The organism is Aurantimonas manganoxydans SI85-9A1 (genome assembly GCF_000153465.1).
Lineage (GTDB): Bacteria > Pseudomonadota > Alphaproteobacteria > Rhizobiales > Rhizobiaceae > Aurantimonas > Aurantimonas manganoxydans.
The window spans coordinates 2,204,458-2,218,352 of the sequence record NZ_CH672387.1; the positions used below are offsets into that span (position 1 = coordinate 2,204,458).

Annotated in this window: 16 protein-coding genes and 4 tRNA genes; 6 read left to right on the plus strand and 14 right to left on the minus strand. The window is 61.9% G+C overall.

Annotated features, from left to right (window positions below; translation table 11 throughout):
- Nucleotides 1-97 precede the first annotated feature (97 nt).
- The 9 genes from rplL to SI859A1_RS10470 all read right to left on the minus strand — a co-directional run bounded on the left by rplL (nt 98) and on the right by SI859A1_RS10470 (nt 5,451).
- Entirely contained in the window at nt 98-472 is a 375-nt protein-coding gene (gene rplL / locus SI859A1_RS10430; RefSeq protein WP_009209739.1) for a 50S ribosomal protein L7/L12, read from the minus strand.
- A 51-nt stretch (nt 473-523) separates the two neighbouring features.
- Nucleotides 524-1,042: a 50S ribosomal protein L10 gene (gene rplJ / locus SI859A1_RS10435; protein WP_009209740.1), complete on the minus strand. Its 519-nt coding sequence runs from the start codon at nt 1,040-1,042 to the stop codon at nt 524-526.
- A gap of 363 nt (nt 1,043-1,405) precedes the next feature.
- Nucleotides 1,406-2,110, minus strand: coding sequence for a 50S ribosomal protein L1 (gene rplA, locus SI859A1_RS10440; RefSeq protein WP_009209741.1), 705 nt, complete (start codon nt 2,108-2,110; stop codon nt 1,406-1,408).
- Between the two features lie 4 nt (nt 2,111-2,114).
- Nucleotides 2,115-2,543: a 50S ribosomal protein L11 gene (rplK, locus tag SI859A1_RS10445; protein WP_009209742.1), complete on the minus strand. Its 429-nt coding sequence runs from the start codon at nt 2,541-2,543 to the stop codon at nt 2,115-2,117.
- Between the two features lie 145 nt (nt 2,544-2,688).
- Nucleotides 2,689-3,219, minus strand: a complete 531-nt coding sequence (gene nusG, locus SI859A1_RS10450; protein ID WP_009209743.1) for a transcription termination/antitermination protein NusG — start codon at nt 3,217-3,219, stop codon at nt 2,689-2,691.
- A 31-nt stretch (nt 3,220-3,250) separates the two neighbouring features.
- Nucleotides 3,251-3,442 carry a preprotein translocase subunit SecE gene (gene secE, locus SI859A1_RS10455; RefSeq protein WP_029703862.1) on the minus strand — a complete coding sequence of 64 codons (192 nt, stop codon included), beginning with the start codon at nt 3,440-3,442 and terminating at the stop codon, nt 3,251-3,253.
- Between the two features lie 131 nt (nt 3,443-3,573).
- A tRNA-Trp gene (locus SI859A1_RS10460) sits at nt 3,574-3,649 on the minus strand.
- A 216-nt stretch (nt 3,650-3,865) separates the two neighbouring features.
- A complete protein-coding gene (locus SI859A1_RS10465; RefSeq protein WP_009209744.1) occupies nt 3,866-4,726 on the minus strand; it encodes a hypothetical protein in 861 nt (286 codons plus the stop codon).
- A 32-nt stretch (nt 4,727-4,758) separates the two neighbouring features.
- On the minus strand, nt 4,759-5,451 hold the full coding sequence (locus SI859A1_RS10470; protein ID WP_009209745.1) for a glycosyltransferase family protein: 693 nt from the start codon (nt 5,449-5,451) through the stop codon (nt 4,759-4,761).
- A 211-nt stretch (nt 5,452-5,662) separates the two neighbouring features.
- On the opposite strand from SI859A1_RS10470, the gene SI859A1_RS10475 reads away from it, so the two are divergent.
- Nucleotides 5,663-6,487 (plus strand): glycosyl transferase, encoded by an 825-nt coding sequence (locus SI859A1_RS10475; protein WP_009209746.1) that lies wholly within the window; start codon nt 5,663-5,665, stop codon nt 6,485-6,487.
- Between the two features lie 57 nt (nt 6,488-6,544).
- Here the strand turns inward: SI859A1_RS10475 and SI859A1_RS10480 are convergent, their stop codons facing one another.
- From SI859A1_RS10480 to SI859A1_RS10495, 4 genes are all read right to left on the minus strand, one after another.
- Nucleotides 6,545-7,255 (minus strand): hypothetical protein, encoded by a 711-nt coding sequence (locus SI859A1_RS10480; protein WP_009209747.1) that lies wholly within the window; start codon nt 7,253-7,255, stop codon nt 6,545-6,547.
- A gap of 335 nt (nt 7,256-7,590) precedes the next feature.
- The gene (gene tuf / locus SI859A1_RS10485; RefSeq protein WP_009209733.1) at nt 7,591-8,766 is read right to left on the minus strand and encodes an elongation factor Tu; all 1,176 of its coding nucleotides are present in this window, start codon (nt 8,764-8,766) and stop codon (nt 7,591-7,593) included.
- 161 nt (nt 8,767-8,927) lie between these two features.
- Nucleotides 8,928-9,001, minus strand: a tRNA-Gly gene (locus SI859A1_RS10490).
- Between the two features lie 27 nt (nt 9,002-9,028).
- A tRNA-Tyr gene (locus SI859A1_RS10495) sits at nt 9,029-9,113 on the minus strand.
- Between the two features lie 264 nt (nt 9,114-9,377).
- Here SI859A1_RS10495 and rlmB point away from each other — a divergent pair.
- From rlmB to SI859A1_RS21465, 4 genes are all read left to right on the plus strand, one after another.
- Nucleotides 9,378-10,232, plus strand: coding sequence for a 23S rRNA (guanosine(2251)-2'-O)-methyltransferase RlmB (gene rlmB, locus SI859A1_RS10500; protein WP_009209748.1), 855 nt, complete (start codon nt 9,378-9,380; stop codon nt 10,230-10,232).
- Nucleotides 10,233-10,450: 218 nt separating this feature from the next.
- On the plus strand, nt 10,451-10,906 hold the full coding sequence (locus SI859A1_RS10505) for a hypothetical protein (protein WP_244400962.1): 456 nt from the start codon (nt 10,451-10,453) through the stop codon (nt 10,904-10,906).
- A 119-nt stretch (nt 10,907-11,025) separates the two neighbouring features.
- The gene (locus SI859A1_RS10510; protein ID WP_148233808.1) at nt 11,026-11,322 is read left to right on the plus strand and encodes a hypothetical protein; all 297 of its coding nucleotides are present in this window, start codon (nt 11,026-11,028) and stop codon (nt 11,320-11,322) included.
- Nucleotides 11,323-11,622: 300 nt separating this feature from the next.
- Nucleotides 11,623-12,459 (plus strand): hypothetical protein, encoded by an 837-nt coding sequence (locus SI859A1_RS21465; RefSeq protein ID WP_148233809.1) that lies wholly within the window; start codon nt 11,623-11,625, stop codon nt 12,457-12,459.
- A 424-nt stretch (nt 12,460-12,883) separates the two neighbouring features.
- Here SI859A1_RS21465 and SI859A1_RS10515 read toward each other — a convergent pair.
- Nucleotides 12,884-12,958, minus strand: a tRNA-Thr gene (locus SI859A1_RS10515).
- A 157-nt stretch (nt 12,959-13,115) separates the two neighbouring features.
- Between SI859A1_RS10515 and SI859A1_RS10520 the strand changes: the two genes are divergently transcribed.
- Nucleotides 13,116-13,889: an NAD kinase gene (locus SI859A1_RS10520; RefSeq protein ID WP_040325676.1), complete on the plus strand. Its 774-nt coding sequence runs from the start codon at nt 13,116-13,118 to the stop codon at nt 13,887-13,889.
- The last annotated feature ends 6 nt before the right edge of the window (nt 13,890-13,895 follow it).

Sequence of the window (13,895 nt, forward strand, 5' to 3'; positions counted from 1 at the left end):
ACCCCGAAAGGCCGGAACCCTATGGCGAGCACGGAAGGCGGAACGGCAAACTGCCGTCCCGCCCCCGGATGTTCTGCGTAAGCGCGGCGAACCGCGATTACTTGACTTCGACCGTGGCGCCAGCCTTCTCGAGCTGGTCCTTGATCTTGTCGGCCTCGGCCTTGTCCACGCCTTCCTTGACGGGCTTCGGCGCGTTGTCGACGAGGTCCTTGGCTTCCTTGAGGCCAAGACCCGTGATCGCACGGACTTCCTTGATGACGTTGATCTTCTGCGCACCGGCAGATGCGAGGATCACGTTGAACTCGGTCTGCTCTTCGGCGGCTTCGGCCGGAGCACCACCACCAGCGGCCGCAACGGCGACCGGAGCGGCAGCGGAGACGCCCCACTTCTCTTCGAGCATCTTCGACAGCTCAGCCGCCTCGAGGACGGTCAGGGCCGACAGGTCTTCAACGATCTTGGCGAGATCAGCCATGTTAGTATTCCTTCAGGTTCGAACTTTGAGGTGTGCAGCGAGGAACCATCCTCACGCCGCTTCGTCTTTCTTGGCATAGGCACCGAAAACGCGTGCGAGTTGCCCCGCAGGCGCCTGGAGAACTCCAGCAATCCGAGTGGCCGGCGTATTGATCATGCCGACCAGCTTGGCCCTGAGTTCGTCCAGCGACGGCATGGTGGCCAAGGCCTTCACACCGTCTGCATCGAGTGTCGTGGCGCCCATCGAACCGCCGAGGATGACGAGCTTGTCGTTCCCCTTGGCGAAATCGTTGGTCACCTTGGCCGCCGCCACCGGATCGCTCGAATAAGCGATCAGCGTCTGGCCCTCGAACAGATTCGAGATGCCTGCGGCGTCCGTGCCTTCAAGAGCGATCTTGGCGAGGCGGTTCTTCGCGACTCTGACGGTGCCTCCCGCGACGCGCATCTTCGAACGATAATCGTTCATCTGCGCGACCGTGAGACCGGCATAGTGGGCCACGACGACCGTTCCCGAGGCCTGGAAGGTCTCGTGAAGGGACGTGACGAATTCGCGCTTTTCCGCTCTGTCCACTGCCTCTCTCCAGTTAGCCCCGGTTCTTGCGAAACGAGGCCGGTTGCCTTTTGCCGCCCGGACCATCCGGGCGACGCTCGGAGATCCTGTCCCCCCGGCCAACCCGCAGCAGCTCCGTGGAACCGTTGGGCGACGCAAGGCATTCAGAGGTTCGAACCGACCAGACCGGCGATGCCGGAAAACTCGGAACTTCCCCGTCTCATGAGGGCTATCTAACGATTATGACCGGAGCCGAAGCACCGGCCGCCCACAATCTCGGACAGGCATTCAGGAGGCTTTCAAAAGCCTCCACGTACCGGGACGAGCCCGGAACCTTGATGGGGAAGCGGCGCATATAGGCACGCCGCTTCCGAATTGTAAGTGTCAGCCCTGCGAGGCGCCGACGGTCGACGGATCGACCTTGACGCCGGGGCCCATGGTCGAGGTCACGGCGATGCGCTGGACATAATTGCCCTTGGCGCCCGACGGCTTGGCCTTCTGGACCGCATCGGCGAAGGCGCGGATGTTCTCCACGATCGCCTTGCTGTCGAAGCTGGCCTTGCCGACGCCGGCATGCACGATGCCGGCCTTCTCGACGCGGAACTCGACGGCGCCGCCCTTCGAAGCCTTGACGGCCGCTGCGACGTCCGGGGTCACCGTGCCGACGCGCGGGTTCGGCATCAGGCCGCGCGGGCCGAGAACCTTACCGAGACGGCCGACAAGCGCCATCATGTCCGGCGTGGCGATGGCACGGTCGAAGTCGATCGCACCGCCCTGGACCTGCTCGACGAGGTCTTCCGCACCGACGATGTCGGCGCCGGCAGCCTTGGCTTCCTCGGCCTTGTCGCCACGTGCGAAGACGGCGACGCGCACGGTGCGGCCGGTGCCGTTCGGCAGATTGACCACGCCGCGGACCATCTGGTCGGCGTGACGGGGGTCGACGCCGAGATTCATCGCAACTTCGATGGTCTCGTCGAACTTGGTCTTGGTCCGGTCCTTGAGCATCTGCACGGCTTCGTCGAGGCCATACAGCTTGGTGCGCTCGATGCCCTCGCGGGCGCTACGGATTCGCTTGCCACTCTTTGCCATCGTCTCAGCCCGCCACTTCGAGGCCCATGGAGCGGGCAGAGCCCTCGACCATGAGAACCGCCGCATCAATGTCGTTCGCGTTCAGATCCTTGAACTTCTTCTCGGCGATCTCGCGAACCTGCTCGCGGGTCACCGAACCGGCGACGCTGCGACCCGGCTCCTTGGAGCCGCTCTTGAGGTTGGCGGCCTTCTTGAGGAAGTAGCTCACCGGAGGGGTCTTCATCGCGAAGGTAAAGGACTTGTCCTGGTAGTAGGTAATGACCACCGGGATCGGCTGGCCCTTTTCCTGCTCCTGGGTCTGCGCGTTGAACGACTTGCAGAATTCCATGATGTTGATGCCGCGCTGACCCAGCGCCGGACCGATGGGCGGCGACGGCGTCGCCGAACCAGCCGGGACCTGAAGCTTCAGCTGGCCCTGTACTTTCTTAGCCATTTGTACCTGCCTTCAATGTTCACGCCGGGCGGCCGGCACGAAGCCAGCCGGGCATCCGGCAGTCTGCAGTCCGCGCGGTCCGGAACAGGGGCCGGCTAAAGCCCGAGCGCCTCCCGCACGAGGATGGGCTTGGCGCCCGTTCGGATCAGGCCTTCTCGACCTGACCGAATTCGAGATCCACCGGCGTCGCACGCCCGAAGATCGAAACTTCCACCTTGAGACGCGCGCGCTCCTGGTCGACTTCCTGAACGATGCCGTTGAACGAGGCGAAGGGGCCGTCGGAGACCCGCACCTGCTCGCCGATATCGAAGGAGACGGTCGGCTTCGGCCGCTCGACACCGTCCTGGACCTGCGCGAGGATCTGCTCGGCTTCCTTCTCGGTGATCGGGGTCGGCCGGTTCTCGGCGCCCAGGAAGCCAGTGACCTTCGGCGTGTTCTTGATCATCGAGAACACCTGGTCGGTGAGCTCGGCCTTGACCAGGACATAGCCGGGGAAGAACTTGCGCTCGGCATCGACCTTGCGGCCGCGGCGCACCTCGACGACCTTCTCGGTCGGCACGAGAATCTTCTCGAATTTATCGGACAGACCCTTCTGACGGGCCTGCTCCTCGATCGATTCTGCCACCTTCTTTTCGAAATTCGAATAGGCGTGGACGATGTACCAACGAGCGGTCATGAAACTTGTGATAACTCCTGCAGCGTCCGGATCAGACGCTCATGATCAGGCCGACGACGTAGCCGAGCAGCTGATCCGCGATAAAGAAGAAGGTTGCGGCGAACGCCACCATCACGAAAACCATGATCGTCGAAATGACGGTCTCGCGACGGGTGGGCCACGTCACCTTCGCGGTCTCCGACCGGACCTGCTGAAGAAAGCTGAAGGGATTGGTCTTGGCCATAAACCGCTCACGGCTAAGGCGCATGAAGGCTAGCGACCGCCCCACGCGCCATATGTCATTAAGAATGCCCCACTTAGCCGCCCTCGGAATGATTCACAAGGGCTGCCGGGGAAAACTCTCGTTCGCGTTGCTGGCAGGGGCAGTAGGGCTCGAACCTACGGCCTGCGGTTTTGGAGACCGCCGCTCTACCAACTGAGCTATACCCCTACGGTGGCGCCCAGATATCGCCTCGCGGCGCGAACTGCAACACCCTTTTTCGTCGAAAGGCCGCCCGAGGCATCCAAACCGCGCTCATGGGGCGCAGCCATCGGACCGCCTCACCTGCGAAACCGACAAGGCCGGTCATCGCGACCGCTTGCTCGAAGCCAGCGCGTGATGAGGCCGCGTATCGCCGGTGTCCGAACGAATCGGTCGCGGCGTTCGTCAGTTGCCTTGCGACGGTGCCTTGGCCGCCTGTTCCGCCAGCTTTTGCTTGCGCGTCTTCGGTTTCAGTCCGCGCAGGAATGCGTCGAGCCGCCCCTGCAGCCGCGTCAGCGACATCAGCCGGTCGATTGCCTGGTTGGTGCCTTCGAGCCGTTCCGACAGAACCTCCGAGGAGACGAGCGCGACATCGGCGGCCGTGACGCCCGGAATCCGCGTGGCGATTCGCGACCATTCGCCGGCACTGCCGCCGCCATCCATCGTCAGCCGGCCGGTGCGCGCCAGCAGCCGGTTCACCATCTGCTCGAAGGTCCATTCATGGTCGTGGAACAGCTTCCACCGCGTCGAGCGGCGCGCGGTGAAGCCGGCCAGCACGATGGGCAGTGCCGGACAGGCTTCGGCCAGCCAGAAGGCCAGCGCAAAGCCGCTCGTCGGGACATGGGTGGCCGGATAGAAATCGGCAAAGACCGGGGCGAGGTCGAGGAAGCCGACCGGCGCGCCCTCGAAGGATTCGGCTGGGCTGAAACGTTCCGCGGTGCCGGCCTTCAGATTGGCGATGCCATGGAATTGCGGGCCGCGCAGAAGCTGCAGGACGGTGCCGACTTCCCGGCGATAAACGATGTTGGCGCCCGCCTGGCTGCTGCGGGCGATCAGCAGCGACGGCCGGTCGAAGGGCCCGTCGAGAACCTTGAACACTTTGTTGAAGAAGACGAAGAGCGTGCCGTCGCCGTAACGCGCCGACAGCGCCGCAATATCGACCGCGTCGCTGTTGGCGACGAGGACGACGCGGTCGAAGCCGCCGAAGAACGCCGCCCAGTCCTCAGGCGTGTCCGGCAGCCCGCCCGCATCATTCGCCTGCGTCATTGCGTCATGTCCCGCAGCCCCGCCGCAAGACCTCAGGCGCCGCGCTGCTGGACGAACAGTGTCCGCTCGCGCGCGGCAAACCATTCCTCGGCGTAGTCATCGTTGCGGTATTCGTCGAAATACGGACCGCCGTCGGTGAAATGCACATTCCGGGCATCAGGATTGTGGTCGTACTCGTTGACCAGCCAGTTCCACTCCGCCGGCAGTTCACCAATGTTCTCGTCGCCGTCGAGCCATTTGAACTGGTGCAGCTGCAGGCCGGTGGCGGTGTTGACGTAGTCCGGCGTCAGCGCCTGGCACTTGGCGTTGTTGAACAGCATGACGCTCGACCAGTTCTTCTTCTCGTATTTGGTCTGTGTCTGGCCGAGGAACTTGGTCTCCACCTTGGGCTGGTAGTCGTGCTTGACGCACATGACGGAATGGCGGTCGTCGCGCAGCGCCCAGAGTTCGGCGATGTCGGCGCGCATCAGCATGTCGCAGTCCATGAACAGGCTCCAGCCCGTGAACCCCGAGAGATACGGCACCAGAAAGCGCGAGAAGGAGAATTCCGTCGACTGCAGCGCGTTGCGCTCGCGCTGGAACGCGCCTTCCAGGTTGGGCAGATAGAGCGGCGAGAGCACCACGGGCACGGACGAGCGCTCGAGAATGCTCTGGCACAGGACGTGATAGGCGATCACCTCCTTGGAATCGAACCCGATGAAGACGCGGCCAATTTCTGTCGACATTTGTCACCCTTCTGTGGCAGGCAGCGGTCCGTATCAAAGAACGCGCTGGAGTCCAAGGCGCCGGGTGCGGCAAACCGAATGGTCGCTGCGCTTCGCCGAACAGATTTCCGACAGCGAAGCGCGTTTCCAATCCTCGCGACGATGACCGGCGGACGATTGGCCCTGTCAAACAGATATCGCATTCACAGCATGCCAGGCCGGAAGAACATCCATGCGCGTCATCTCGCTGAGCACGATCCCATCACGCTTCGAGGAGATCGGGCCGACGCTCGAGACCCTTCTGACCCAGACCGGCCATATCGACGAGGTTCGTCTGTATGTTCCTCAGGTCTACAGGCGTTTCCCAGACTACGATGGATCTGTGCCAAAGGTGCCGACGGGCATCAGCATCTTCCGACCGGATCATGATCTCGGTCCAGCGTCCAAGATCCTGTTCGCAGCGAAGGATCTGAGGGATACGGATGCGCAGATCCTTTTCTGCGACGATGACCAGATCTACGGAGCCGATTGGGCCGAGCAGTTGTTCGAGGAGCAGGCTAAACGTCCCAATGAGTGCGTCGCTTTGTTCGGCAAGCTGTTGTCGCCGGAGACGGGCCGCACGACATGCGGCCGCGAAGGCGCAACGCGGCGTAATTCGAACTTTGACTGGCAGTACCGGGTTGCCAAGCTCCGCCACCAACTCTCGCGCTTAGGCGGCTCCCCCCAGCTGGCGCCGTCGCGGCGGCGGATCGGTAAATCAGGCTACGCCGATATCCTGCTGGGATACGGCGGGGTCGTCGTGCGGCCGCGGTTCTTCGACGAACAGTCCTATACGATCCCGCCTGTGCTATGGTCGGTCGACGATTTCTGGCTGTCCGGGATGCTTGCGCGGAATGGCGTTCCGATTTGGCTTCCAGCCGATTTCTTCGCGCCGCTCGGATCTAGCGCCAGCGATATCGAGAGCCTTTTTTCAGCGACCATCGACAATGCGGATCGCAAGGCCGCCAACGCGGCTTGTGTCAGATACATGCAGGAAACGTTCGGTGTCTGGCAGTGATCCCGTTACGTCCGGAAACGAGCACCGGCTGCAGGCTCCAACGGGACGAGGAGCATATCAGGCCGTCGGCGTCAGCCCCAGTTCGCCGCGTTGACTGTCCGTGATCGGAAAAATACGGCCCTGCGCGCATGCTTCGCGCCACCATTCGGGGAGATCCGAAGTGGCAAACTGCTTGGTCTTGTAGGCTTTCTGAAGCTTGGCGGAACGGCGGCTTTCCTGCTTATGCATCGTGGCAGCTCCTGTGGTCATGCGCTGGACCAGCCGGAAAGCACGGTTCCTGCTCGCCTTCTGGAACGTATTCTCGCCGAGCCAAAGCGATGTTAGCTTGGTCTCAAGCGACACGTCCCACCATGCGTATCCCAACGATACCTGGTCCCAGACATGCGGAAATTCCACGCAATAGCGGCACCAGCGTTCGACCAGCTGATCCGCGGCGTCGCCTACGCCAAAATACACCTGCCCCCCGAAGAAGGACCATCCGTCGCGTCGCACGGCCGCAATATCCACATTGCTTCCTGCCACTTCCGATAGCGGTCGAAGCATGATCGCGTCGGCATCCACCCAAAGTACCGGCGCCCCGAGCTCGGCACGCATCTGTGATATGAACAGCGCCTTCTGTGCACAGTTCTCAACCCAGGAAGAGCGCGCCGGCCTGCCCTCTATCCGGTATTCCAGCCCCAAACGCCGGAGGGAGGCTGTCAGCTTTTCAGCATGCGTCTCATACGCAGTATCCGGCGTATAATAGGAGATGACGATCGGATGCTGCATCGGATGACCTGTCGGATTTGCCGAAGTCGCAACGTGCGCACTCTACGGTGCGGCGGCCCCATCCTAGCGTTGCCAGATAGCCGTGAACATCGTCAGAGTTCGCCGCTCCGCGAAACGAACTCACGAAGATGCTGTCGAACCGGCTTCGTGTGGAAATGTCGCACTTGGGGTGCGACGGCAAATCAATAGTCAGAGCTGCTGATGTGCACCTACGAGCATAGGTACGGGACCTGCACGGGGACATAGCCACCCGGTAGAAGCAACGGTCAGGCAGAGCGGAAACCCGTAAGCTTGCAAACAGGGGCAGGCCACGTAGCCTGCCCCTGGTTTTCGTCCTACTCGATGATCGAGGCGACGATGCCGGCGCCGACGGTGCGGCCGCCTTCGCGGATGGCGAAGCGCAGCTTGTCTTCCATCGCGATCGGCACGATCAGCGTCACGTCCATCGTCACGTTGTCGCCCGGCATCACCATCTCGGTGCCCTCGGGAAGCGTGCACACGCCGGTCACGTCCGTCGTGCGGAAGTAGAACTGCGGACGGTAGTTGGTGAAGAACGGCGTATGACGGCCACCCTCTTCCTTCGTCAGGATGTAGGCCTCGGCCATGAAGCGCGTGTGCGGCTTCACCGAACCCGGCTTGCACAGAACCTGACCGCGCTCGACGCCTTCACGATCGACACCGCGAACCAGCGCGCCGATGTTGTCGCCGGCCTGGCCCTGGTCGAGCAGCTTGCGGAACATCTCGACGCCCGTCACCGTCGTCTTCTTGGTGTCGCGGATGCCAACGATCTCGACTTCCTCGCCGACCTTGACGATGCCGCGCTCGACGCGGCCGGTCACAACCGTGCCACGGCCCGAGATCGAGAACACGTCCTCGATCGGCATCAGGAACGGCTGGTCGACCGGACGCTCAGGCGTCGGGATGTAGGCGTCGACTTCCTTCATCAGCTCACGCACCGCGTCCTCGCCGATCTCCTTGTTGGAGTCCTCGAGGGCGGCCAGCGCCGAGCCCTTGACGATCGGAATGTCGTCGCCCGGGAAGTCGTAGGACGACAGCAGCTCGCGAACCTCGAGCTCGACCAGCTCCAGGAGCTCGGCGTCGTCCACCTGGTCGACCTTGTTCAGGAACACCACGATCGCCGGCACGCCGACCTGGCGGGCCAGAAGGATGTGCTCGCGGGTCTGCGGCATCGGGCCGTCGGCGGCCGAGCACACCAGGATCGCGCCGTCCATCTGGGCGGCACCGGTGATCATGTTCTTCACGTAGTCGGCATGGCCCGGGCAGTCGACATGGGCGTAGTGACGGGCTTCCGTCTCGTACTCCACATGCGCCGTCGAAATCGTGATGCCGCGCGCCTTCTCTTCCGGCGCCGCGTCGATCATGTCGTACGCACGGTACTCGCCGAAGTACTTCGTGATCGCCGCCGTCAGCGACGTCTTGCCATGGTCAACGTGACCGATCGTGCCGATGTTCACATGCGGCTTGTTGCGCTCGAATTTGCTCTTGGCCATCGTCGGCTCCCAACTTAGCGGATGCGTGAGTCCGGGCGCGACATAACGAGTGCGGCGGCCAATGACAAGCGCTGCGCAAACGTGCCGGACACAAAGACGCCGCACGCGGGCACGCATGGTTTGATTAGTACAGCGGATGAGACCGGGAAATGCGGGAGGTCTGGAGCGGGTAGCGGGAATCGAACCCGCATATTCAGCTTGGAAGGCTGCTGCTCTACCATTGAGCTATACCCGCGCCTTCGCATCAGCGTTCGACCGGCAGTGGTGGAGGGAGTTGGATTTGAACCAACGTAGGCATAGCCAACGGATTTACAGTCCGTCCCCTTTAACCACTCGGGCACCCCTCCGGACTGCCGTCGAAGCATGCAGGCGCTTGGCCTGGCTGCTGGAAGCGTTCGGCGCGGGACCGAGCGTTTCCGAGCGGCCTTATGATGGCCTTGGCGCGATCTGTCAACGCCGAATGGCACTGGAAATCGCATCGAATTTCACCCGGCGGCCATCGCGGCCGCACGAAACCGATTGCCCGACCTGTTGCGCCCCCTGGGACGGAAGCCGGGCCGCGCGGGCATCGCCGCTTTCTTCGCATCGCCGGGTGGGATAGAGAGGCGCCTATGAGCGACGATACGCCTTCGGGCACCCCCAAGGACACCCATTACGCCACTCTTCGGCGTGCCCACCGCGACCGCAAGCGCACCGATGGCGGCGCGGCGCCCGCGGGTGCGCTCAAGCGGCGGCCCCAGCCCGGTCGCCCGGCGCCTGCCGGACGGGTGCGCCTCTATGGCATCCATACGGTCGCGGCGGCGCTGAACAACCCGCACCGCAAGCTCCACTCCCTGCTGGTGACGCGCAACGCCCTCGCCCGCCTGGAGATCGCCGAGGATGCGATTCGCTGCCCGGTCGAGATGGTCGAGCCGAAGCGCCTCGATGCCGAACTCGGCGGCGAGGCCGTGCATCAGGGCGTCATGCTGGAAACCGAGCCGCTGCCGGCGATCCGCCTGAGCGACCTCGGCAAGGCCCGGCTGGTCATCGTCCTCGACCAGGTGACCGACCCGCACAATGTCGGCGCGATCCTGCGCTCGGCCACGGCCTTCGGCGCCGATGCACTGGTGACCACGGCGCGGCACTCCCCGCAGGAGAGCGGCGTTCTCGCCAAGGCTGCCTCGGGCGCACTCGAACACGTGACCCAGATCGAGGTGGTCAATCTCGCCGATGCGCTCAGCGCGCTGTCGAAGCAGGGCTTCCGCACCATCGGCCTCGATTCGGACGGCCCGGAATCCTTCGAGGCGAGCCTTTCCGGCGAGCGCATCGCGATCGTTCTCGGCGCCGAGGGCAAGGGCCTGCGCCAGAAGACGCAGGCGACCGTCGATGCCCTCGCCCGGCTGGAAATGCCCGGCGCGATCCGCTCGCTCAACGTCTCCAACGCCGCCGCCATCGCGCTCTACGCGACGCGGCGCCATCTCGGCTGAACGAACGTTCGCTGTTTTGGATGAATGGTGCCGGATGAGGGGATTGAACCCCCGACCTTCGGTTTACAAATCACACTGTCCAAACAGCCTAGGTACCTGATTTCATTCACTTATGCGCCAAAACGCAGCGGAAAACACACCCGTTTGCGGAAACTAAGACTGTGTTCGGAGACACACCTCCGAACACAGTCCCTGAATGCGGCATAAGGGAATACAGCATGACGATTTCACCAGTGGACGGCTTCGACTCCAAGAAGCCCTGGCCCGAAGGCGCAGTCGAGGACTGGCAGCACGGCGCCAGCTACAGCTGGCTGGTCGACAAACATGGTCGCCAGTACAGCACCGTGGCCCACCACATCCGCTTCATGAAGACGCGCCATGGCCTGGAGCCGACCGTCGACATGTCGAAGCGGCGCCGGGGCGGCCGGCAGACGTTCGCCGAACAGAGCCCGATCTCGCAGTTCCATCGGAACGTCGGCGTGAAGCTGAACTACTATCGCGAGGTCATCAACGATCTCAACTACGAGGAGATGGGCGCCAAGCTCGGCGTGAACCGTCTCATCACTCGCAAGATGGAGCTGGGCATCCACGACTTCACCCTGTCCCAACTCGAGAAGGTGTCCGGTCTCCTGGAGACGGGCATCCCTGACCTCATGAAGCCGGGAGCCAAATGATCGACACGCGCTGAAGTGCTGCGGCTGAGCGCGCTGCGGTTTCTGTAGTGAACTCAGCCGGAGGCGACTTGATCCAATCGAGGCGACTAGGTAGGTCGGCCCTTTTTCCGAGAGAAACCATGCTTCGAATTCTAGCAGTCCTGTTGTTGATGACCACGGTGGCCCACGCGGACGATGTGCTCGACCGGGTGAAGCAGGTCAACAACGTGCGGTATGCAGCACTGACCCCCTCCGGCTCATCGGTCAGAGCCGTGGTCTACGACCGCCACGACACACAGGTCGTTCGCAAGCTCTGCGAGGTCAGCTCAGATTTCCGGTATGTCTTCATCGTGCCGCTCGGGGAATTCAACAAGGCGCATCGCGAGCTCAATCGCGTGCCGATCACCCGAACAGTTCAGCACTCCTGCAAGGGCTAAGCCGCCTGGGAGTTTGATCCCATCGTCATGCGGAGGATGGCCACATTGGTCTCCTCCTCATTCGCGAGCGCGTTCTCAATCAAATAGACGATCTCGGAGGAGAGCGACCGGCGCTGGAAGCCGGCGCGGCGCTCGATCGTGCGTAGCGAAAGTACGCTCGATGCCTAGAAACATGAATAAATGAAACATGGGGATGTGGACAAAGATCGGAGCGGAAGCGGCCGTCTGCGGTTTCGCTGGACTATTTTTCTGTCCGTGGGGATAGAGAGGTTCCGATCAGCAAGATCAAAAGGAAACGTCGTGCAGCGAATTTCAATACCGTGGGTTATCGAAATCGCCGCCGTGTTGGACGGCCTCAACGCGGTCGCTACTGGCCCGCTGTCACCAATGAACTGGCATGCGATCTTCAATGCTAAAAATCAACTCGAAGCGCTTTTCAGTGCCAGTCCATATGGGCCTTTCCTGAGAAGCACACGCACCAAGCACGACAGTCTTCAAACAGAGCTCAACCGCCTACTGACACCAGTTGGGAACAGCCCGACAGGTAATCTAACAGAATACGACGTTTGGAATATGAAAAACCTGAGAGACCAATTCAAAATGGTATTCCTCTCAGAGCTGAACACTATACCCACTTACTTGGTCACCGGAAAGGAGAGCTTTGACGTAAACCTGCTAATCGATGCAGGCGTTGGACTATTTCCGAGGACTCTTCTTGTTAAAGCACCGGAAACGGAGCGGGATGCAATGCAAGCAGGAAGGGCTCTCGCATTTGAACTCGGGACAGCTTGCGGCTTTCATGTTTTCCGGGTCACAGAGTCGGTAGTTCGTAGATATTGGGACGAGGTTTCAGGTTCGCCGCGACCGAACTTGGAAACCCTAGGAAACTTCGCGGCTGAGATGCACAAGAAAGGCTTTGGCGATACGAAAATTGTAGAGGCGATAAAGCAAATGACGAAGCTACACAGAAATCCACTTATCCACCCAGAGGTGATCCTTTCGGTCGAAGAAGCCATTGGCATAGTCGGCATTGCGAGAAGTGTTGTTGGTGCAATATTGACCGTGTTGCCAGACGCCCCGTTGACAATCTCTAGCCCCCTTCCTGCGCTATACGCAGCAGCGACAGAAACAACTTGATAGCGACTCAGCGTGTGAGAGATCGTAACTTATTTGGGTTGGGCTTTAAACTGATTTAGCATTCGTGCTTACCCTTTGCAAAATCGCCCTGCCGGGCCGCGCCTCTTCCAAGGCCGCGAAGTCATCAGGTCCGCGTTTTCCGCAGCATTAGGGGCGGTACACATAGCGTCCCAGCAATGGATGATCGTTTGGACGCCCACTCACCACATGATTTCGATACAGTTGCTCCCCCCCATTGCATCTCACTTCGAGTGAGAATGACCGTCAACGATAGGTATGAAAACATAGCGTTTTTCTTGGAATCACCAAAACAGCGGAAGGCAAGGGAGTTTAGGCTCGGCGCTGCGAGCACACTCTCAAACACAGGAGCAACTGTTTTTGACTGCCCCCAAACGCAATTCTGCAGTGAAATGAATGGGTTGCATGGTGCCGGATGAGGGGATTGAACCCCCGACCTTCGGTTTACAAAACCGCTGCTCTACCGCTGAGCTAATCCGGCGCGGCTGCGCCATAGCATATCGTTTGGTGATTTGCAGCGGGATTTTCGGCCATGTGCGGACTATGGCCGCGCTTGGCGTGCGGCGCAGGACGGGTTACGTCCTCAAGGGACCCGCGGGCCCTGCCGCCTCATGCCTCCAGAAGTGCCGATCCCATTCATGCGACGTCTGCCCCAGTCCATCAGCTTCCTGGCCAGCGAGGCCGAACCCGCGCAGGAAGCAGCCCAGCGTCTGTCGGCGCTCTATGGCAACGACCGTCCGGAGAGCGCCGAGGTGGTCGTCGCGCTCGGCGGCGACGGCTTCATGCTGCAGACGCTGCACCGGTTCATGAACACCGGCATCCCGATCTACGGCATGAACAAGGGCACGATCGGTTTCCTGATGAACGACTATCGCGAGATCGGTCTGCGCGAGCGTCTGGCCGAGGCGGTCGAGAACACCATTCATCCGCTGACGATGACCGCGACGGATGCCGAGGGCGAAACCCACCGGGCGCTGGCGATCAACGAGGTCGCCCTGTTCCGGCAGTCCTACCAAGCCGCCAAGCTGCGGATCACCATCGACGGTCAGGTGCGACTGGAAGAGCTGGTCTGCGACGGCGTGATGGTGGCGACGCCGATCGGGTCGACGGCCTACAATCTGTCGGCCCAGGGGCCGATCATTCCGGTCGACGCGCCGCTGCTGGCGCTCACCCCGGTCAGCGCGTTCCGGCCCCGCCGCTGGCGCGGCGCTCTGCTGCCCAACCACCAGACGGTGGAGATCACCGTGCTGGAGCCGGAAAAGCGCCCGGTCAACGCGGTGGCCGACGCGACGGAAGTCAAATCGGTCCGGCACATCACCATCTGCGAATCGATGGACGATACCGGCCTGATCCTGTTCGATTCGGATCATTCCTGGGACGAGCGCATCCTGGCCGAGCAGTTCCGCTACTGACGCATC